14 protein-coding genes and 1 pseudogene are annotated in these 19863 nt (G+C 41.3%); 14 read left to right on the top strand and 1 reads right to left on the bottom strand.

Annotation, left to right across the window (positions count from 1 at the left end; genetic code table 11):
• Positions 1–19 precede the first annotated feature (19 nt).
• From ACN6NF_RS12410 to ACN6NF_RS12400, 3 genes are all read left to right on the top strand, one after another.
• The gene (locus ACN6NF_RS12410) at positions 20–346 is read left to right on the top strand and encodes a thioredoxin family protein (RefSeq protein ID WP_474317991.1); all 327 of its coding nucleotides are present in this window, start codon (positions 20–22) and stop codon (positions 344–346) included.
• Between the two features lie 333 nt (positions 347–679).
• The gene (locus ACN6NF_RS12405; RefSeq protein WP_474317990.1) at positions 680–967 is read left to right on the top strand and encodes a hypothetical protein; all 288 of its coding nucleotides are present in this window, start codon (positions 680–682) and stop codon (positions 965–967) included.
• A 191-nt stretch (positions 968–1158) separates the two neighbouring features.
• A complete protein-coding gene (locus tag ACN6NF_RS12400; RefSeq protein ID WP_474317989.1) occupies positions 1159–1644 on the top strand; it encodes an OsmC family protein in 486 nt (161 codons plus the stop codon).
• Positions 1645–1816: 172 nt separating this feature from the next.
• Here ACN6NF_RS12400 and ACN6NF_RS12395 read toward each other — a convergent pair whose 3' ends face one another.
• The gene (locus ACN6NF_RS12395; protein WP_474317988.1) at positions 1817–2479 is read right to left on the bottom strand and encodes an ArsR/SmtB family transcription factor; all 663 of its coding nucleotides are present in this window, start codon (positions 2477–2479) and stop codon (positions 1817–1819) included.
• Between the two features lie 649 nt (positions 2480–3128).
• Here ACN6NF_RS12395 and ACN6NF_RS12390 point away from each other — a divergent pair.
• From ACN6NF_RS12390 to ACN6NF_RS12340, 11 genes and pseudogenes are all read left to right on the top strand, one after another.
• Entirely contained in the window at positions 3129–4835 is a 1707-nt protein-coding gene (locus tag ACN6NF_RS12390; protein WP_474317987.1) for a sensor histidine kinase, read from the top strand.
• Positions 4836–4837: 2 nt separating this feature from the next.
• Positions 4838–6268: a response regulator transcription factor gene (locus tag ACN6NF_RS12385; RefSeq protein WP_474317986.1), complete on the top strand. Its 1431-nt coding sequence runs from the start codon at positions 4838–4840 to the stop codon at positions 6266–6268.
• Positions 6269–6291: 23 nt separating this feature from the next.
• Positions 6292–7950, top strand: a complete 1659-nt coding sequence (locus ACN6NF_RS12380) for an extracellular solute-binding protein (RefSeq protein ID WP_474317985.1) — start codon at positions 6292–6294, stop codon at positions 7948–7950.
• Between the two features lie 324 nt (positions 7951–8274).
• Complete coding sequence (locus ACN6NF_RS12375) at positions 8275–10011, top strand: type 2 periplasmic-binding domain-containing protein (protein ID WP_474319049.1); 1737 nt, start codon at positions 8275–8277, stop codon at positions 10009–10011.
• Positions 10012–10074: 63 nt separating this feature from the next.
• On the top strand, positions 10075–10989 hold the full coding sequence (locus ACN6NF_RS12370; RefSeq protein WP_474317984.1) for an ABC transporter permease: 915 nt from the start codon (positions 10075–10077) through the stop codon (positions 10987–10989).
• A 13-nt stretch (positions 10990–11002) separates the two neighbouring features.
• Positions 11003–11896, top strand: a complete 894-nt coding sequence (locus ACN6NF_RS12365) for a carbohydrate ABC transporter permease (protein WP_474317983.1) — start codon at positions 11003–11005, stop codon at positions 11894–11896.
• A gap of 64 nt (positions 11897–11960) precedes the next feature.
• Positions 11961–13598: a glycoside hydrolase family 13 protein gene (locus ACN6NF_RS12360; protein ID WP_474317982.1), complete on the top strand. Its 1638-nt coding sequence runs from the start codon at positions 11961–11963 to the stop codon at positions 13596–13598.
• Between the two features lie 588 nt (positions 13599–14186).
• A pseudogene (locus tag ACN6NF_RS12355) lies at positions 14187–14330 on the top strand (carbohydrate ABC transporter permease); the annotation flags it as partial.
• Between the two features lie 288 nt (positions 14331–14618).
• Positions 14619–15326, top strand: a complete 708-nt coding sequence (locus ACN6NF_RS12350; protein WP_474317981.1) for an alpha/beta fold hydrolase — start codon at positions 14619–14621, stop codon at positions 15324–15326.
• A gap of 730 nt (positions 15327–16056) precedes the next feature.
• Positions 16057–18675: a phosphoenolpyruvate synthase gene (gene ppsA / locus ACN6NF_RS12345; protein ID WP_474317980.1), complete on the top strand. Its 2619-nt coding sequence runs from the start codon at positions 16057–16059 to the stop codon at positions 18673–18675.
• A 326-nt stretch (positions 18676–19001) separates the two neighbouring features.
• Positions 19002–19229 (top strand): XRE family transcriptional regulator, encoded by a 228-nt coding sequence (locus ACN6NF_RS12340; protein WP_474317979.1) that lies wholly within the window; start codon positions 19002–19004, stop codon positions 19227–19229.
• The last annotated feature ends 634 nt before the right edge of the window (positions 19230–19863 follow it).

Here is a 19863-nt window from a genome sequence, read left to right as displayed (position 1 = left end):
AGAGAGGAGCAGTTTTATTATGAGTGTAGTGGAACTGACATCAATACAAGAAATAGATTCCTTCATCGGTGGTAATCCTTTGAGTATGATATATGTATCCCAAGAAGATTGTAACGTATGCCACGCCATTTACCCTAAGCTCAAAACTATGCTTAATCTATACCCTAAATTGGCACTTGCACGTGTTAATGCGAATCAAGTGGAGGAAATCACAGGGAGATTTTTGATTTTTTCTGTACCGACAATCTTAGTTTTTCTTGGTGGGAGAGAATATCTACGCGAAGGTCGTTTTGTTCAATTTGAACAACTAAAAAAACATTTACAGTTACTGTCCGATGAAGTTTAAATTTTCGATTAAAAACAAACGGTGCACCTTCAGTATTATGTCCTTTTTTAGGCGTTTTATTGAAGGTGCATTTCAAGTAATTGTCGACACCCCAGCTAAATCAGCAATTTCCTGAATATTGGCTAACTCTACCCACCTCTTTGTGTCAGTATAGATGTTTTAATTCAAGAAACAAAAATTAATAAGACAAAATATAAATTCATATTACAAATATGTGAATGTGTTATTTGTAGGCTTGACGTTAGAAAAACCGTTTATTATAATTCAATTAATGGATTGATTAATTGATAATTTAATCGAACGATACATAACTTAATTGGAGGTTTGATTTCTATGGCAAAAGCATATCTTCAAATTACATTGAGAATTAATGCGCCAGAACGTGAGGCAGCTGCAAAGGTTTATACAACTTATAAAGAGCCTTTCCTGTCTGGTATTTCCGGTGCGGTTTCTAAAGAGTTGCTTGAGCGTGATGAGGATGTTCAAGTTTTGCATGGCTTTAACAGTGAAGCTGATGCTAAGGCTTATCTCGAAAGTGATCTATTTAATAATGATGTCGTTGTTGGGCTCAAAGACCTGCTTCAAGCTGAGCCAGAAATCAGGATTTATAGCACATTCTAAAAATTGATTTAGCACACTCTGACTATTTCAATTAGGTTTAAAATCAGGAAAGAAACCGACAGTGCACAGCTGTAATGTCGGTTTCTTTTGTTAACTAGAGCAAACTATAAGTTTTGGTAGATTTATGTGCATTGAGAGGATCTTAAACTTACGAAGTTTTGGACTTACAATACCTAACAGGGGATGTTAATATGGCTAAAAAAACAATTAACATGAATACGGTTTGGTACAAAGATGCACAGGGCGATGGACGCATTAAAAGTGACAATATCCAAACTCAAATTGCAATTCCAGTCTCCAAAGGGGGAAGTGGTAACGGGGCTGAACCACAACAACTTCTTATCTCTTCTGCAGTGGCTTGTTACACGATGACCTTAGCATATATGTTAGATAAAAATAAACTTCCTGTGACAGGATTCTTTATGGATACAGAAAGTAACATAACTCAAGGTGATCAATTAAGTATTACTCACCGCCCGCATGTTGTTCTGAATCCAGGAGCAACCCAAGACGTAAGCATGGTAGAAGATTTGATGCAAAAAGCAGAAGAAAATTGCCATATTGGTCAATTACTAATAAAGGCTGGCGTTTCCGTAGGAACTCAAGGAAAAATAACCATCGATTCTGGAGAGGATCTTACAAGTAGCTATATTGCAGAACACGGCTTGGATTGGTAAGTTTAAGCACCAAGCATTTTTAGCAGTAAGTTTTGGAGCTGTTGGCATTGTTTTGGTTTCAATCCGATAAAGTGACATAATGTGCAGGCTTACATTATTCGCAAAAAGACTTCAAAGCCACAAATATGCGGACTTCGAAGTCTTTTTTATATGATGATTAGATTGGTTACTGTTAGTGAAAATGTCCCTGCCACTCATTCAATCCGTCTTCCATACGATACGCCTTGAATCCCTCAACTTGCAATTTTTTCGTAGCAAGTGCCGAATAAACGCAAAATGGCCCTCTACAATAAGCGACCACTTCAGCTTCTTCTGGTAACTCTCCCATTAATACGTCTAGGTCTTCCATAGGCATTGAGATGGCTCCTTGAATATGTCCTGTTTCAAATTCTTCTTTGGGGCGCAAGTCAACTAAGATAATAGAGTTTTTATCTAGTTTTTTCTTTACTTCATCCATGGATAGGGTATGAATGTCATTCAAGTTGTTTAGGAAGTCATCCTTCATTCTCCTGATATCAGGAATTTGTTTTTCACTAATCTTCCACAGTGAAGAGAGAAAGTCAATGATCTCTGGATCTGCTAACGAATATATGGCGTAGGTTCCTTTCTTTGTAAACTTAACAAGCTTAGCGTCCAATAAGACCTGTAGGTGACGAGAAACATTAGCTATATTCATGTCTGTACATGCGGCTAATTTCTCCACTGTTCTGGGACTTTGTGATAGTACATTCAAGATTTCAAGACGTTTGTCACTTGATAGACATTTACCTATTCTAGCCAGTTGCTTATATAGATCTTCCTTGAAAAGCTTTGCGCACTTTAGCATATCTTCCATTCATTTATAACCTCATTTCAACTTGGTGACATATGTTAAGGATCCTACTTGAATCCAGCATTCTCCTCATAATAGGGCACTATATCAATTGATGAATAGAATTTTAACATGTGGAGAGACGAAGTCAAGGGCCCCTGAACTAATGGATAATATGAGGATGGGACACAAATGAACAGTGACGCAAAACGTGAACAGGTAGAGTGGTGAGGTTTGTGGATGTGCTGTTAAAAGTAGTTGACATTGGGGCTGGCTGAAGACTTTGCTTGGTAGCGGAAACAGAAGAAAACACGTAAAGACAAGAAAAAACCTTGGTTAGGATTTTGAACGATGTCGCTTTTTTTGATACGTAATGAACGGAATGACTACAATTAGCAATTAAAAAACGGCAAGTCGATATATGTAAAGAGGAAGGGAAAATAAATTCCATGTAAGCGTTTGACATATTGGAATATCAATCTATAATTATGAACAGACTTGGACCTCACCGAGAGGGAAGAATCCTGACTTTTCTCAGTCTGAATCGGATGAAGATATTGCCTGTTTTTTTAAATAGGTAGGAATACGATAATCGATAGAGCTGTTGTTCAATAAACAGCAAGCTCCATAATCAGGGGCTTGCTGTTTTATTTACCTAAGGAGAATGGTCGAAATGACACTAAAAAAAAGAATCTTTTTATTGTTTTTTCTCAGTGCGTTTATTCCCTTTATCAGTATATTTACAATTTCTTATTATACCATTGATTCCATTTTTGCGAATAAAATCAATGATGGAATTAGGAGCAATCTACAGCAGGTAACTTCATCACTGGAAAATTCAATTACCAACCTGAATCATGTTACTCAGCAATTATCATATAGTGGTACATTAGGCAAAAAACTGGATGAAGTCTTGAAGCCTTCCTCCAATATATTTGAATTGGTTGAGGCTAGAGATGAATTAAAGAATGAGTTAAATGTCGTAACGTTTACTAATCCGAATATAGGTCTAACCTTGTACTATTTCCAGAAAGAAGGCACTACACAGTTCGCTAACTTTCCCATCAAAGATCGTTTTTCTCCTGAGTCTTTGCCTGTGCTTTCCAAATCATATGGCATTGCGTACTATGGTCCCCATATGAGTATGAACCGATTTGATGATCAGCTTGTTTTATCTGCTATGCGAAAGGTACAGCTGCCTCAAAGGGACGATGTATATATTTACGTCGAATCCGGCTTTCGTCTTACACAGGATATACTGGGCTACAATCAATACCAAGGAGCTTTATCGCATTTGATCCTGAATGGTGAGGGCAAAATTGTGTACAGTGAAATTCCAGAAGTGATGAAAGTCGGGGAGAATTTCTCCAGCTTATCAAAAAGTGCTGCAAAAGATGGAATAGCCCGTGATTACCATTGGTTTAAGGAGGACTCCGCTCAGAATTGGAGCGTCATATCGGTAATTTCGCAGGCTAAGTATCAACAGGAGAAAAACCAGTGGTTGCTTCAAATATTACTGGTCGCTTTATTTTTTCTCGGCTTTACCGTATTCCTTGCTTGGCTTCTGTGGAAGATGGTCTACAAACCACTCGGTCTGTTCCATTCGGAAATTAACGGAATGTCTCAGAATCCACAAAAGGCAGGCAGCCAGACCCGCACTCAAATTCCTGAGTTTGACTTTCTGTTGGGGGAATTCTCAAATATGCAGCATCAAATCGGCGACCTTTTCAAGGAAGTGCAGCAGAAAGAGAAGATTCGTGCAGATTTGGAAGTGGAAAAATTGTTATATCAGATCAATCCTCACTTTCTGATGAATACGCTGGATACTGTACACTGGCTGGCCGTCATGAACGGACAAGAGGAGATTGACAAGTTGGTGCAATCCTTGAACAAGCTGTTGTATTACAACTTGGGTAAATTAGGGCAAGTATCCACGATGGAAGAGGAAATTGATGCGTTAAGACAGTATCTAATCCTGCAGCAAATTCGATATGACTTTGAATTTGACGTACGTATTTCAGCGGATGATCAAGTGCTTCAAATACCTGTGCCTCGTTTTATTTTGCAACCATTGGTTGAAAATTCACTTTATCATGGACTGAGTGACGAAGGTTTTATTCAAATTGAAGTTACACTTGCCAAAACGCTGAATATTTTAATACAGGATAATGGAGCAGGCATGACCGAGGAAGCGATTCAAAGACTTCTGAACAATCGTATAACTGAACATAAAAAAGTAGGGATGGGCATCGGACTCAATTATGTCCACCGCATGTTGAGGGCACAGTACGGAGATCAAGCACAACTGGTGATCGAAAGTGAATTGGGTACAGGGACAAGTATACTGCTCATACTTCCGATCAAAGGAGAAGATGTCTGAGGATGATTAAGGTATTGATAGTGGATGACGATAAATTAGTACGAAAAGGAATAAGCTCCGCGATGCCGTGGAACGAGTTCAATATGGAGGTTGTAGGAGAAGCAAGTAACGGGTTGAAAGCACTGGATTTTCTGAAATCCCAACCAGTCGATCTGATGTTGACGGATCTCGCGATGCCGGTGATGTCAGGTATTGAACTGATGCGAGCTGCAAGGCAGCTCTATCCAGAACTACATATTGTCGTATTAACACTGCATCAAGATTTCGATTATATCCAGGAAGCGCTCAGGCTTGGGGCCATCGACTATATAGCCAAAGTTCAGCTCGAGAAGGAGCAATTCGAACACGTGCTGCATCGAATACATACCCGGATTGACGAACTGGCGAATACAAGACCAAAGCTGCCACTGCTAAGTGAGACCAATGTCCATTATCGCCATGTGTATGCACTTGTATCACTGGATCGCAAGTCAGGACAGAGCTGGCCGATTGAACTGACATTCAATGTAGACGAGATCCGATGGGAGGTTGAACGGAACTGCTGGATGTGGGCGGCACCCATGGACGTAGAGGATCAGCTGTTCCATAAACTGAAGGAATCCCTGGATCAAGTTCCCCAAGGCGCCTTGCTGGTTATGTCCGATGTACAAGGCCGAACATGGTCGCAAATCCAAAACTGGATTATGAATTATACAGAAACGTCCTTATTCTATGCATACAACCCTTATGATCCTGTCATTACTGTTTCGATGAATGTGGAGGACTCATTTCCAATAGAACCGCAGGATGAAGACATGGATCGTATTAAGCAAAGTTGGTTCCTATCACCATGGACCCACAACGACAGTTATTACAACCAGCTGATTGAACAGCTCAAATCACTAAGACTGCATAAAGGCCAGCTGATGGGATTGCTATACTCGATAGTTATGGAATGGAATCACCTTTTTGCCCAGACTACGCTGGGTAGAATCTCAATGATCCATTCTTTTCAATCCTGGTACGAGGTAGAAGATTGGATCAAGCAGACCTCTGTGGGCATTCGTAGGTCAGATGAACAGACTTCGTATTCACAGGAAATTGTAGACGCCGTGAAAAAAGCGATTATAATCATGCAAAATGATTTGAGCCAAGCTTTTACAGCTTCTGGTCTGTCCCAGCAACTGAACATCAGTCGAAGCTATTTCAGTCAATGCTTCAAGGATCTGATGGGGAAAACCTTTAATGAGTACTCCCGATTTATACGAATAGAGAAGTCTAAAGAGTATTTATTGAATACAAACAACACGATTTTCTGGATTGCGGAGCGAGTGGGTTATACGGATGAAAAATATTTCAGCCGAATTTTTCGCGAATTGACAGGCCTGCTGCCAAGCGAATATCGCCAGCTCGGCAGAGGGGATAAAAAGCGTACTCTCCCAGATGACCAATAAACCGGGCGAAAGAAGGGGAAGCGATGATTAAGAAGATGGCTGCATGTGTTCTTATCGTCAGCTTAAGTGCAGTGACCGTATATTTCAGCAGCCCATACTTCCGTGAATCGCCAATGGGACCAACGAAAACAATCTCGGACACTGCCGCTGCTGATCCATTAGGGAAATATGAACATCCCGTTTCCATCCGACTGGGATATGTGGTAGACCCAACAGGCGCGGATCTCTCCGAAGGAGAAACGCTGGAGAAGAATATATGGAAAACGATGATTAAACAAAACCTTAACATTGATATCCAGGTACTATGGCAGGTATCGAAGGAAAATCTGAGTCAGAAAATCGATCTGGCTATCGCCAGCAATGATCTGCCGGATGCCATGATTGTAAATAAGCTGCAGCTGAACGAGATGATCAAGGCTGGAGAAATTGAAGATCTAACCGAGGCATATAATAATAGCGCATCACCGGAAATAAAAAAAATTATCGATAGCACAAACGGATTGGCTATGGAACAAGTGACCTTCGCTGGCAAGATAATGGCTGTTCCTTCTGTGACAGCGGAAGACTTCAGCATGCTCTGGATTCGACAGGATTGGCTGGACCGTCTTGGACTGAAGCCGCCGAAAACGGTAGATGATCTGGAAGCTATCGCCAAGGCCTTTGTGGAGAATGACCCAGATGGAAACAGTAAGCGGGATACGATTGGCCTTGCTTCAAGCACTGGACTGTATAACGATTTCAACAACAGTGCTTTTTCTTTTGATCTAACGCCAATCTTCGCAGCATATGGATCTTTCCCGGGATATTGGCTGAGCAAAGATGGAAAACCTGTATACGGTTCGGTTCTACCGGAAACGAAGGACGCCTTGGTCAAACTGCGTGAAATGTACGCCAAAGGCCTTCTCGATCCAGAACTGGGTATCCGTAAAGAAGCGGAAGAAACAGTTATTAACGGTCAGGCGGGGATGTTCTTTCAAGGTTTCTATGCTGGGTACTGGCCCCTTCCGAGCGCCTGGCAGAACGAGCCGGAGGCGAACTGGCAGGCATACGCACTCCCGCTGGATGCAAACGGAGCATACCATGTGAAGGTGGATAATCCATCTAGTTCATTCTTGGTGGTACGAAAAGGATATGCTCATCCCGAAGCGATTATTAAAATTAACAATCTGTACCTTCGTGATGAGTTCAAGTACGGTACGCGTTTTATGCTGGGCCGCAATTTCTTTGCTCCGGCAGATGAAGCACGATATGAATCGAAGGCCGCGCAGGACATTCTGATGGGAACCAAAACACCTGCCGATTTCAAGGACAAGTCTGAATACAAATTGCTGGAGAACTTGGTTTCGACAATAAAACAAACCAAATTGAAGCCTTATGATCAATATGGTATTTCCTATTGGAATAAACACAGCGACAGCTTTATGCGGGGTTACTCGCTTCTTGTAGGCGGAAGAAATTTTTTCGATCCAAACATTCATAAAGTTCGAAGCCTTACCTATATACGAACTCCAGCGATGGAGAAGGCGTGGGGTAAACTATCAAAACTGGAACATGATACATTTTTAAAAATTATTTTAGGCGCTGAACCGATCGATTCATTTGATCAATTTGTCGAGGAATGGAAGGAACAAGGGGGCGATCAAATGACTGTGGAGGTGACTGTACCCCATAATCATCGCTGAAGACCATCATGAATGTGATACGATAAATTCTATAAGACACTTTTATAATTCCATTAATCAAGCCGACAGATTTCTGTTTCAGGAGCTGCCGGTTTTTTGTTCTTCACTTTGATTAGTAAGTTTGGATAGACAGATGTATGTCGATAGGTAGGATAAATGATTACAAGCTAACTATGACCTCATGGTCTGAAATGAAACCGCATACATTTTTCTATCCAAACAGACGTTAAATCCCTATCTCGATTTGTCTTCAGCAAGCTTTATAATGAAAGCGCAAACAACAATGATAAAGAAATATTCACAACAAAGGGGAATCGAAATGTGATGAAAACTAATTGGTCCAAAAAAAGCAAACTGTTGACGAGACGTCTGGCCGTACTGTCGATATCTGCCCTGATGATTTCAACCCTTGCAGCCTGTGGGGCTTCATCCAACCCTCCCACTGCGAAGGAAGCAGGCAAATATGAGGTAACACCGGGAGACCCATTCAGTGCCTATAAGGACGAAATAACCGTCACGATGGGCCGTGTGACTACAGCCAACCCGAAACTGCCGGCTGGAGATTCGTATGAGAACAATGCGTATACTCGACTGGTCAAAAAAGCGTTTAACGCTCAGATTAAAGACCAATTTGAAGCCAACGGAGAAGATTACAGTCGCCAGGTTTCGCTTGCCATCGCCTCTGGAGAACTGCCTGATATGATGCGTGTCGATTCCAAGGATGAACTCAAAGAACTGGTTGATAATGATCTGATTGAAGATATGACGGAAATTTACAAACAGTATGCCACAGATAATATCAAGAATATTTACGACTCTTATGAGGGCCGGGCGTTAGACAATGCGACGATAGATGGACGTTTAATGGCGCTTCCAGCTACTTCCTTAGATTCCGCACCAACCATGGTCTGGGTTCGTCAGGATTGGCTGGATCTACTGGGAATCCAGCTTGACGCAGACGGAGATGGTGCCATCAAGCTGGACGATGTGGAGAAAACGGCCGAGGAATTCTTGAAAAGAGATCCGGGTCAAACCGGGAAACCGGTAGGTATACCCTTTGTGAACACCCTGAATACAACTGACTATAATGGTTCTGCCTATACCATGCTCGGAGTCGCCTCAACAAAGGGTTCATTCCCTCAGTACTGGATGAAGGGTAAAGACGGCAGCATTGTTTATGGCTCAACAACGGAGGAAACCAAGCAGATGCTAGGCGTCATGGCAGATTGGTTCAAGAAAGGCATCATCGATCCGCAATTTGGAACACGCACATTTGATGATATTACGGCACTGTACACCAACGGCCAATGCGGTATTGCTTTTGGACCATGGCATATTCCCGACTGGGGTCTGGGCAACGTGAAGCAGAAGGATAAGAATGCGAAATTCACGGCTTACACTTTGGAGGATGCAGATGGAAAGGTAAACGTGGCACACGCCAATCCAGCTAATCAGTTTATCGTTGTGAGAAAAGGGTATGAACACCCGGAACTCGCCGTTAAAATAGTGAACCTTTTCTACGATAAACTGGCAAATGATAAAAATGTGGGAACATCTATGCCAGAAGCTGCCAAGTATCAAGAGAACGGCGTAGACGGTTCTACCAGACCGTTTAATATTGAAGTCAACTCAGCGACCTCGTTACTGGATGACTACTCTGACATCGTTCGCGGGATTAAAGGAGAGATTAGTCTGGATCAGGTCCGGACAACAGAATCAAAAAACAATATTAAAAGTATCCAAACTTACTTGAGCAATATGGATACGGATAATGTAACAGCCTGGTCAAAATATCACTCGCGTATCAATGGAGTGGGACTCATTGACAAACTGACACGGGAAAACAAATTTGTATGGATGACACCTGCTTACTCTGGAACTACACCAAGCATGAAACAGACCTGGGCTAATCTGACCAAGATGGAGCAAGAATCCTTCATCAAAATCGTGACGGGTGCTGAACCTCTGAATTACTTCGATACATTCGTTAGCAATTGGAAGAAGCAAGGCGGTGATCAGGTAATTCAGGAAATTAAAGACGAGGTTGCATCCAAAAAATAAACAATCTTGAACTGTTTATAGGGCTGCGATACGCAGCCCTGCTTTTAGGAAAGGGGTCCATCCATGAAACAGGGAAATGATAAAGCAAAAAGCCCGTTCGGTACGGGTGCCATATATCATCTGATGATGCTTCCGGGTATTTTATTTTTGCTGGTATTCAGCTATGTTCCGATGGTCGGTGTCATTACGGCGTTTCAGGATTATATACCAGCCAAAGGAATGTTAGGCTCCAAATTTGTAGGACTGAAGCACTTTATTTATATGTTTAAGCTGCCGGACATCGCGCAGGTTTTTAGTAATACATTGGTGATTGCCATTGCCAAGATTCTATTGGGAACAATCATGGCTATCATTTTTTCCATTTTGTTAAATGAGATCCGCATCAAATTCGTTAAAAAATCCGTACAGACAATTGTTTATCTGCCACACTTTCTATCCTGGGTAGTTCTAGCGTCCGTGGTTGTTAACATGTTCAGTTTGGATGGAATTGTGAATCAAATTTTGGCTTTTTTCGGTCTGGAGAATATTAATTTTCTCGGCAGCAACACCTGGTTCCAGCCGCTGATTATTGGGACAGACGTGTGGAAGGAGTTCGGCTACAGTTCCATTGTCTATTTGGCTGCAATTACTTCGATTGATCCAGGCCTGTATGAAGCGGCAGGAATGGATGGAGCCAGCTGGTGGAGAAAAGTATGGCATATTACGTTGCCAGGCATGCTGCCTATTATCCTGCTCATGGGAGTGATGAGTCTGACCAATATTTTGAGTGCCGGCTTCGATCAAATTTATAATCTGTATAACCCAGTAGTCTATGAGTCGGGAGATATTCTGGATACTTATGTATATCGGATTGGACTCGTCGGGCGACAGTATAGCTTCGGTACGGCTGTTGGTCTGTTCAAGTCAGTGATCGGTATTGTTTTGCTATTGTCCGCCAACCAATTGGCCAAAAAATACACTGACCGAAAAATATTTTAAGGAGGCCAAGCCTGTGTCCTATTTTGTAAACCAAAAAGGTCGAATTGGCGGGTTAATCATCTATGCCATCGTCATTTTGCTGGCATTGATCTGCCTTCTTCCCTTGTGGAATATCGTTGCGATTTCATTTAGCAGCAGCGAGGCTGTGTCAGCTAATGCTGTAGGTCTTATACCGGTCAATTTTACAACCGCAGCGTATATGAAAATTATCGACGATGCTCAGTTCTGGCGTTCCTTTGGCATATCTGTTCTACGTGTTGTGCTCACACTTCTTCTTAACATGATTCTTATTGTTCTGATGGCATACCCGCTCTCCAAGTCGAAAAGAGAATTTAGGGGCAGAAACATTTATATGAACGTCATGATTTTTGCCATGCTGTTCAGCGGTGGGATGATCCCGAGTTATCTATTGATCAAAAACCTCGATATGCTTAATACAATTTGGTCGCTTGTTCTACCAGGGGCTGTTCCTATATTCAGTGTCATCCTTGTCATGAACTTTTTCTCTGCTGTACCTAAGGCCCTAGAAGAAGCAGCATTCATCGATGGGGCAAGTCCGCTGCAGGTCCTGTTCAAAGTGTATGTGCCCGTGTCCATCCCTGCGCTGGCGACGGTAGCACTATTCAGTATCGTGGGAACGTGGAATGATTTCTTCAGCGGTTTGATCTATATGACCCAAGTCAGCAATTATCCGCTAATGACCTATATTCAGTCTCTTAACGTAAATATTGCAGAACTTCTTCAATCCGGCACTAACTCAGCACAACTCAGCAACTTGACTGAAATTTCAAACAAAAATCTAAATGCGGCCAAAATCGTAGTCGCTGTCATCCCGCTGCTGCTGATTTATCCGCTGCTTCAAAAATATTTTGTGACTGGAATTGTTGTAGGATCGGTAAAAGAGTAATTGTATGATGTGACTTGATTAAGATAAAAACACTATTCGTCTATTGGAAAGGTTGTAATGAACAATGGAAAATAAAAATTGGTGGAAAGAAATTGTTGTATACCAGATATATCCACGGAGCTTTCAAGATAGTAATGGGGATGGAATCGGCGATTTGAAAGGAATTGTTTCCCGTCTGGACTATTTGCAGCAACTCGGTGTCGGTGCAATTTGGCTATCACCAGTTTGTAAATCCCCTCAGGATGATTATGGTTATGATATTTCGGACTATCGGGATATTGATCCGATGTTCGGGACTTTGGATGATATGGGGATGTTAATTCATGAAGCTGGGAAACGTGACATTCGGATCATAATGGATTTGGTGTTGAACCATACTTCCGATGAGCATCTCTGGTTTCAAGAAGCAAAAAAAAGTAAAGAAAATCCGTACCATGACTATTATGTCTGGAGAGATGGCGTTGAAGGAATGCCACCAAACGACTTGGGTTCCACCTTTGGTGGTTCAGCTTGGGAATGGGTACCCGAGATAGGACAATATTATTTACATCTTTTTTCTGTAAAACAGCCGGATCTCAACTGGGAAAACCCAAAAGTCCGACAAGAGATTTACGAAATGATCAATTGGTGGATAAGCAAGGGTGTAGGCGGTTTTCGGCTTGACGTAATTGACTTAATCGGAAAAGAACCAGATTTGAAAATTACCAGCAACGGGCCGAATCTGCATAAGTATATCAGGGAACTCAGCAAAGAGACATTTCAAAAAGCTGGAGACCTGCTGACGGTTGGAGAAACATGGGGCGCTACGCCAGAGATCGCCAAATTGTATAGCAACCCGGACGGCAGTGAGTTTTCAATGGTATTTCAATTTGAACATATTAGTTTGGATGAACAAGAGGGAAAAGGGAAGTGGGATCTTAAGCCTCTAGATTTTCTAGAATTAAAAAAAGTGTTGTCTAAATGGCAGACGGAGCTGAAGGGGGATGCCTGGAACAGTTTGTTTTGGAATAATCACGACTTACCCCGAATCGTTTCTCGTTGGGGAGATGACGGAGAATACAGGATAGAATCGTCTAAAATGTTGGCAACCCTTCTTCATGGCATGCGAGGCACACCATACATTTATCAGGGGGAAGAATTAGGAATGACGAATGTTCAATATCCAATTGAAGACTATCGGGATATTGAGTTACTAAACTTCTACAAAGATAGAATTGAGAAAGGATACCCTGAAGACAAAGTTATGGAGTCAGTCTTTGCAAAGGGGCGTGATAACGCTCGAACACCAATGCAGTGGGACGCTTCAGACAATGCTGGTTTTACATTAGGGAATCCTTGGATTAAAGTAAACCCGAATTATAAGGATATCCATGCACAAGAAAGTTTAAATAACCCTGAGTCCATATTCCATTATTATCGGAAACTAATCCGATTAAGGAAAGAACATGAAGTGATCATATATGGGGATTATGAGCTGATGTATCCCGAGAATAAAGATTTGTTCGCGTACACTCGAACGCTGAAAGGAGCTAAACTACTTGTAGTATGTAATTTTCAAAAATACACAACCGATCTCCCACTTCAGAAAGAGCTGGCAGAGACTAAACAGCTGCTAATATCCAATTATCCAAATAACATGTCCGATGTAGAAATGCGCCCTTATGAAGCGAGAATGTACCTTATCGATGCACTCAATAAATGAAAATGAATATCCCACAGAAGTATATGATCTTTATAATCTTAACGGGTTCTTCAATTTTATAAACAAATGATTAAATTTCGTAAAGAACAAATGACCCTTTGCAATGTGTAAATTAATGGTTATTCACACCCTATTCTGACGTTATTTGAGTAGTCCCCTGACGTCAGGTTGAAGTATAGTTTATTATGACAAATAGAAAGATTCATGTGGGGATTAAGCTAACTGGCAGATTAGCGAAATAACAATTCTTAATTCACACTTTAAATACTCCCGAATTGACCCTTTTGTGAGCCATGCACAGAAGGGTTTTTGATGTTTTATACGTTAGTCTTTTGGGTACCTCGTTTCCGCATTCACTTTTAGGGTTTTACTGGTCACGGGACAAAAATTTTCTTATCAGCTGTTGGAATCTTTGACACGATTAGTGCTTACGGTTGAAGCTTTCAGATTGTTCTGTATGATGTCAATCTTTAATCATACACTTTGAATGCTCTTTACAGTGGCGTCCTCTCTGCTAAAATGACAACATTCAATCGTCAACCATTAATCATCAATTATGGTTGACGATTGAAAGATCAAATCCGGGACCAACTCAGCAACTTGACTGAAATTTCAAACAAAAGTCTAAATGCTGCAAAAATCGTAGTCGCCGCCATCCCGCTACTGCTGATTTATCCGCTGCTTCAAAAATATTTTGTGACTGGAATTGTTGTAGGATCGGTAAAAGAGTAATTATATGCTGTGACTTGATTAAGATAATGCAGCAACTTCATATAAATGTAAGTTTTACCCGCCCAAGGATTTTGGTAAGAACTTCTGAGTTACGCAAAGTAGCTCTCCAAGTCGCAAATCACGTGGCATTCATAGAGATATTGTTTATATTTTCGATGTGGAAATCTTTTTATTATAGACTGTATGTTCAGTCATGATTAAAATGTTAATCAAGAAAATACTACCACATTGGGAGGGCAACAAGGTGGAACTCTTTTACGAAATCGAAGGGAATGGAGCCCCATAGTCATGATTCACTCGGGAGGTGTCGACTCAAGGGTATGGAGATATATGGTACCTGGACTGGCAAAATCATTCAAGATTATTACCTTTGATGGTCGAGGAACCGGCCGCTCGCCTACTATGCAAAAGCCGACTTCACTTGTGGAGGATTTGCGTAAACTTCTCGAACATCTCGGATTGGATCTTGTCACACTTGTCGGACATTCCATCGGTGGGCAAGTCGCGACTGATTTTGCGTTATCATATCCTTCTATGGTTGAGCGGCTAGTGGTGATTGCCCCTTCATTAACGGGATTTGCATATTCGCAAGAATTTACCAATTATATGGCGTCGGTGAATGCAGCCGCTCCCGATATTTCAAAACTAGTAGAGTTGTCCTTAGCCGCACCGATCTATCGGGCTACGATGGCCAGCCCTCATCGGAATTTTCTGAATGAAATGCATACTCAATACATGACAAGGGTATTCACCGAGTGGAGAAGCTTTGAGGTCCTTTGGCCAGAGCCGCCTTCGATTGAACGTTTAGAAAAAATTGCAGCGAGTACGTTATTTATACAAGGAACAATAGAATGGTCGGATATGTATAATATTGCTGAGCACTTCAAGCGTGTACCTGCAATTAGGTTTTCCGAAATCAAAGGGGCCGATCATATGCTTGTCCTTACTCATGCGGAAGAACTAGCAGCTAACATCCGACAGTTTTGTCACAAGTGAGAACCATGCGTGAATAGACTGGGTATCTCTTGAATCAAAAAAGAGTAACCCGGAAGAAACATCTTGGTGCTTGAAAGCGACGGGTGAGTAGAGAGCGGTTGTTTACCGATATGGAACAGCGACAGTCTAGGACTTTTATTTTCTCGTCCTTGGTTGTCGCTGTTTCAATTTCTAGGCTCAGTCGAAATAAAATCTGACGCTATGGTAATTCGAAAAAACGTGCGGAATAAAGTCATAGAACTAACTTATAACTTCCATGTAATAGAGGAAATAGAGCAGTTTCCTAGAAAGAAGTATCATCACTAACAAAACAATAATAGATCCAAAAGACAGTTGCGATAGATCATCAAGAAAGATTAACTAAACTAATATGATGGTTCAACTGAATACAAAAAGAGATGACCCTGATACATTCTAGGATCATCTCTTATTTAGATAAAGCGATTGAACACGAAGAAACGCTATGATATAATCGATAGCATCATTGACAAATTATATAAAAGACATAAAATTAATTATCCCTATTCTTATATTACATCTAGAACGGTGATTTGTCAATGTTTTTTTTACCCCCCAAAAAAACAGAAAGGATGGTGGAATGTGCGATCAGGCTGCGTACATCCTCAAGCGGTTTTGAGAAGAAGTACACGACGACTTACTTCAACGGTGACTAGGCATGATCATGATTGTTCGCTTTTTTCTCTATATCAATGGTTAGGAGAGATGTTAAATGAATTCACTAGTTCTTGATTTTCAAGAAATGGATAACACTCAGCTTTTGCTTGTTGGTGGAAAAGGGCTGAACTTAGGGGCATTAACCAAAATGGAAGGAATACAAGTGCCAGAAGGGTTTTGTGTTACAACAGTGGGATATCAAAAAGCCATCAAACAAAACGAAACGGTTCATGCTTTGTTGGATCGGCTAACTAGGCTTAAAGTAGAAGATCGAGAACAAATTGATGAAGTCAGCAAGAAGATTCGACAGGCCATTATGGAGGTAGCGATTCCTTCCGATGTTGTGAAAGCAGTTACTCACTATCTCTCCAAGTCTGGAGATGAATATGCTTATGCTGTGCGTTCTAGTGCGACTGCTGAGGATTTGCCGCATGCTTCTTTTGCTGGTCAACAAGATACCTATTTAAATATAATCGGCAAAGAATCCATCTTGGAGCATATCCGCAAATGTTGGGCTTCTTTATTTACGGAACGCGCGGTAATTTACCGAATACAGAATGGATTTGATCACAGCCAAGTTTATTTATCTGTTATCGTTCAAAAGATGGTGTTCCCACAGGCTTCAGGGATTTTATTTACCGCTGATCCCATCAATGGCAACCGAAAGCTGCTCTCTATCGATGCCAGTTTCGGACTTGGAGAAGCGATGGTCTCCGGCTTGGTATCTGCCGATTGTTATCAAGTGCAGGATGGGGTAATCGTCGGCAAGCGAATAGGAAGTAAAAAAATGGCTATTTATGGACAAAAGGAAGGCGGAACAGAGACCAAGCAGCTCAATCCTGATCAGCAAAAGACGCAAACTCTTACGGATCAACAAATTTTACAACTGGCACGCATTGGAAGACAGATCGAAGAACATTTCGGCTGCCCACAAGACATCGAATGGTGTTTGGCTGATGATACATTTTATATTGTTCAGAGCCGACCGATTACCACTTTATATCCCATTCCTGAAGCAAATGACCAGGAGAATCACGTGTATGTATCTGTCGGCCATCAGCAAATGATGACTGATCCTATTAAACCACTGGGGATATCTGTTTGGATGCTAACAGGTGCCACACACATGTTTAAAACTGGTGGTGGAAGGCTGTTTGTGGATATCACGATGGGCCTGTCTTCACTGGAAGGCAGACAGAATTTATTGGATGTTTTAGGGCACTCCGATCCGCTCATAAAAGACGCGCTTATTACCATCATAGAGCGGGGAGATTTTATAAAATTGGACCCATCTGACAAAAACGTACCGGGGCCGGTTAAAAGCCATAAGGGTATGTCGTCTGCAGATATTCTGGCAGAAGCAGGAAATGACCCGGCAATTGTTGCTGATTTGATTAAGAGTAGTGAGACATCACTATCAGCGTTAAAACATAGCATCCAAACGAAATCAGGATTGGATGTGTTTGATTGTATCCTGGAAGATATGCAGCAACGGAGGCAGCGTGCGTCAGATCTAAAAAATTTGAGTGTAATTATGTCCGCCATCCATGCTTCAGCATGGATCAATGAAAAAATGAATGAATGGTTAGGTGAAAAAAACGTAGCAGACACACTTTCCCTATCTGTACCTAATAACGTCACTTCTGAAATGGGTATGGAGCTACTGGATGTTGCAGATGTGATTCGTCCCTATCCGAAAATAGTTGAGTATTTACAACAGGTAAAGGATGATAACTTTTTGGATGAACTGGTTCAATTCGAAGGTGGGCAGCAGGTGCGTGATGCTATTGCTGCTTATCTCGACAAATATGGAATGCGATGTGCCGGGGAGATCGATATCACAAGAACACGCTGGAGTGAAAAACCAAGTATACTGGTACCTATGATCCTCAGTAACATCAAAAACCTTGAGCCTGGCGCTAGTAAACGAAAATTTGAGCAAGGGCGACAGGAAGCTTTGAAAAAAGAACAGGACTTATTAGCCCGATTGAAGCAATTACCGGGTGGTGAACAAAAAGCCAAAGAGACAAAACAAATTATCGACCAGATCCGGAATTTCATCGGTTACCGTGAATATCCGAAATACGACATTGTTAGTCGTTACTTCATCTATAAACAGGCTTTATTAAAGGAAGCGGAACGACTCGTACAAGCCAATGTTCTTCATGAAAAAGAAGATATTTACTATCTCTCTTTTGAAGAATTGCAGGAAACTATACGTACCAATAAACTGGATTACCAGGTCATCGACAAACGAAAAAATGAGTACAGATTATATGAAAAATTAACTCCCCCACGTGTTATCACATCTGATGGCGAAATCATTACAGGTCAGTACAAACGAGAAAATATCCCCGCCGAAGCTATTGTAGGCCTCGCTGTTTCTTCGGGCGTTGTAGAGGGTCGGGCACGTGTGATCCTGAATATAGAAGGGGCTGATCTGGAAGATGGCGATATACTAGTCACCGCCTTTACCGACCCCAGCTGGACTCCATTGTTTTTATCCATAAAAGGCTTGGTTACGGAGGTGGGCGGACTGATGACCCATGGAGCCGTTATCGCACGTGAATATGGCTTGCCAGCCGTTGTCGGAGTGGAGAATGCGACCAAACTGATAAAAGATGGGCAACGAATTCGCGTGCATGGAACAGAAGGGTATATCGAATTTTTGTAAAGGATAAATAAGGGAGGGTAATTATGGGCAGCGGCGGTCATTCAGGCTTGCCGTTGCATTTAATTCAAATACATGCAGGCCTGGCGTTCGTTTCACGTAGCCCACAGGGCAGTACTATGTTTCCGCTAACTAGCAGCTGTATCATCCAAAAGTGATTTGTTATCCTTTAGAGAGAGTCTAAAAGAAGTTGGTGCTAGGCCGATTACCATAGCCCTTGTAGATTTTAATTGTGAAGTTGTGACGATGAGGTGCATATGAAGTATATTCATGCTGGCAATGGACAACGCTTAGGTTAAATATTATCTTATGCGGGAGGTCATCGCTTCATGAAATTTGAACTAGGACGTTGCTTACTGAGTGAAAGATTGATGGAATCCGGAAAGTCAGCAGAATGGCTGGCAAAAGACTTGCTTTTTAAACCGGAACGAGTTTATGACTTTATTGAAAACAAGAGAGTGATGCCACTCAAAATTGCCGTATCGATCGCCGATTCCATCGGTTGTGATGTTCGTGCATTGTATGAATTAATTCCGAACGATAATGAAGTAAAGTGAGATTAATGGAATAAGTGGCAGGTTCCATTAAGGCAACAAATGTGATCCATTAAATTATAACGGCAAACGCTAACTTAATAAAAAAGGAGCTGATCAACGTGATCGGCTCCTTTTTTTGAACAACTTAAATCATGTAAAAAAGCGAATAATCGTTTAATATTAGTTGGCTAATTATCTTGTGAATAAATCCACTTAAATTGAATTATAAATGAAAATTAGACAAAAATAGTTATTTTTTAACAAAGAAGCGTGCAAATAGAGATTGATTAAAAGAAGTAGGACATTATCCAACAAATATTGGAGGGAATGCACATTATGTACTCACCAATTCGAAAAATAACGAATGAGATGGGTAAAAATAGATTTTTTTGTTTTTAGCAAGAGACTCCAGAGGGGGGGAGATTACAACAGTCTACAGTACGATCACTGGCGCTAATTGAATCCGATCTTTCGGTTCTGTATCACTGTGAAGACCTCACAAGATAGTAGTTTCTGTGGCAGGTAAATTAATGATCCGCGCCATGAACTGTTGTTACAAACCATGCCTGATTTTTTAGACAAAAAAGGGCATGGTTTGTGTGTGTAATATACTTATACATTATATTGCCATACTTTAATATACTTTTATGCTTAA

The organism is Paenibacillus sp. TSM33, assembly GCF_056099025.1.
Note: the sequence above shows the minus strand (reverse complement) of the source record. Positions and strands in the feature narration are given on the sequence as shown.

Coding starts and splice junctions, on each gene's coding strand:
- ACN6NF_RS12395 (WP_474317988.1), bottom strand. CDS start 2,479: ATGGAAGATATGCTAAAGTGCGCAAAGCTTTTCAAGGAAGATCTATAT.
- ACN6NF_RS12385 (WP_474317986.1), top strand. CDS start 4,838: ATGATTAAGGTATTGATAGTGGATGACGATAAATTAGTACGAAAAGGA.
- ACN6NF_RS12350 (WP_474317981.1), top strand. CDS start 14,619: ATGATTCACTCGGGAGGTGTCGACTCAAGGGTATGGAGATATATGGTA.
- ACN6NF_RS12370 (WP_474317984.1), top strand. CDS start 10,075: ATGAAACAGGGAAATGATAAAGCAAAAAGCCCGTTCGGTACGGGTGCC.
- ACN6NF_RS12375 (WP_474319049.1), top strand. CDS start 8,275: ATGAAAACTAATTGGTCCAAAAAAAGCAAACTGTTGACGAGACGTCTG.
- ACN6NF_RS12360 (WP_474317982.1), top strand. CDS start 11,961: ATGGAAAATAAAAATTGGTGGAAAGAAATTGTTGTATACCAGATATAT.
- ACN6NF_RS12380 (WP_474317985.1), top strand. CDS start 6,292: ATGATTAAGAAGATGGCTGCATGTGTTCTTATCGTCAGCTTAAGTGCA.
- ppsA (WP_474317980.1), top strand. CDS start 16,057: ATGAATTCACTAGTTCTTGATTTTCAAGAAATGGATAACACTCAGCTT.
- ACN6NF_RS12390 (WP_474317987.1), top strand. CDS start 3,129: ATGACACTAAAAAAAAGAATCTTTTTATTGTTTTTTCTCAGTGCGTTT.
- ACN6NF_RS12400 (WP_474317989.1), top strand. CDS start 1,159: ATGGCTAAAAAAACAATTAACATGAATACGGTTTGGTACAAAGATGCA.
- ACN6NF_RS12405 (WP_474317990.1), top strand. CDS start 680: ATGGCAAAAGCATATCTTCAAATTACATTGAGAATTAATGCGCCAGAA.
- ACN6NF_RS12410 (WP_474317991.1), top strand. CDS start 20: ATGAGTGTAGTGGAACTGACATCAATACAAGAAATAGATTCCTTCATC.
- ACN6NF_RS12340 (WP_474317979.1), top strand. CDS start 19,002: ATGAAATTTGAACTAGGACGTTGCTTACTGAGTGAAAGATTGATGGAA.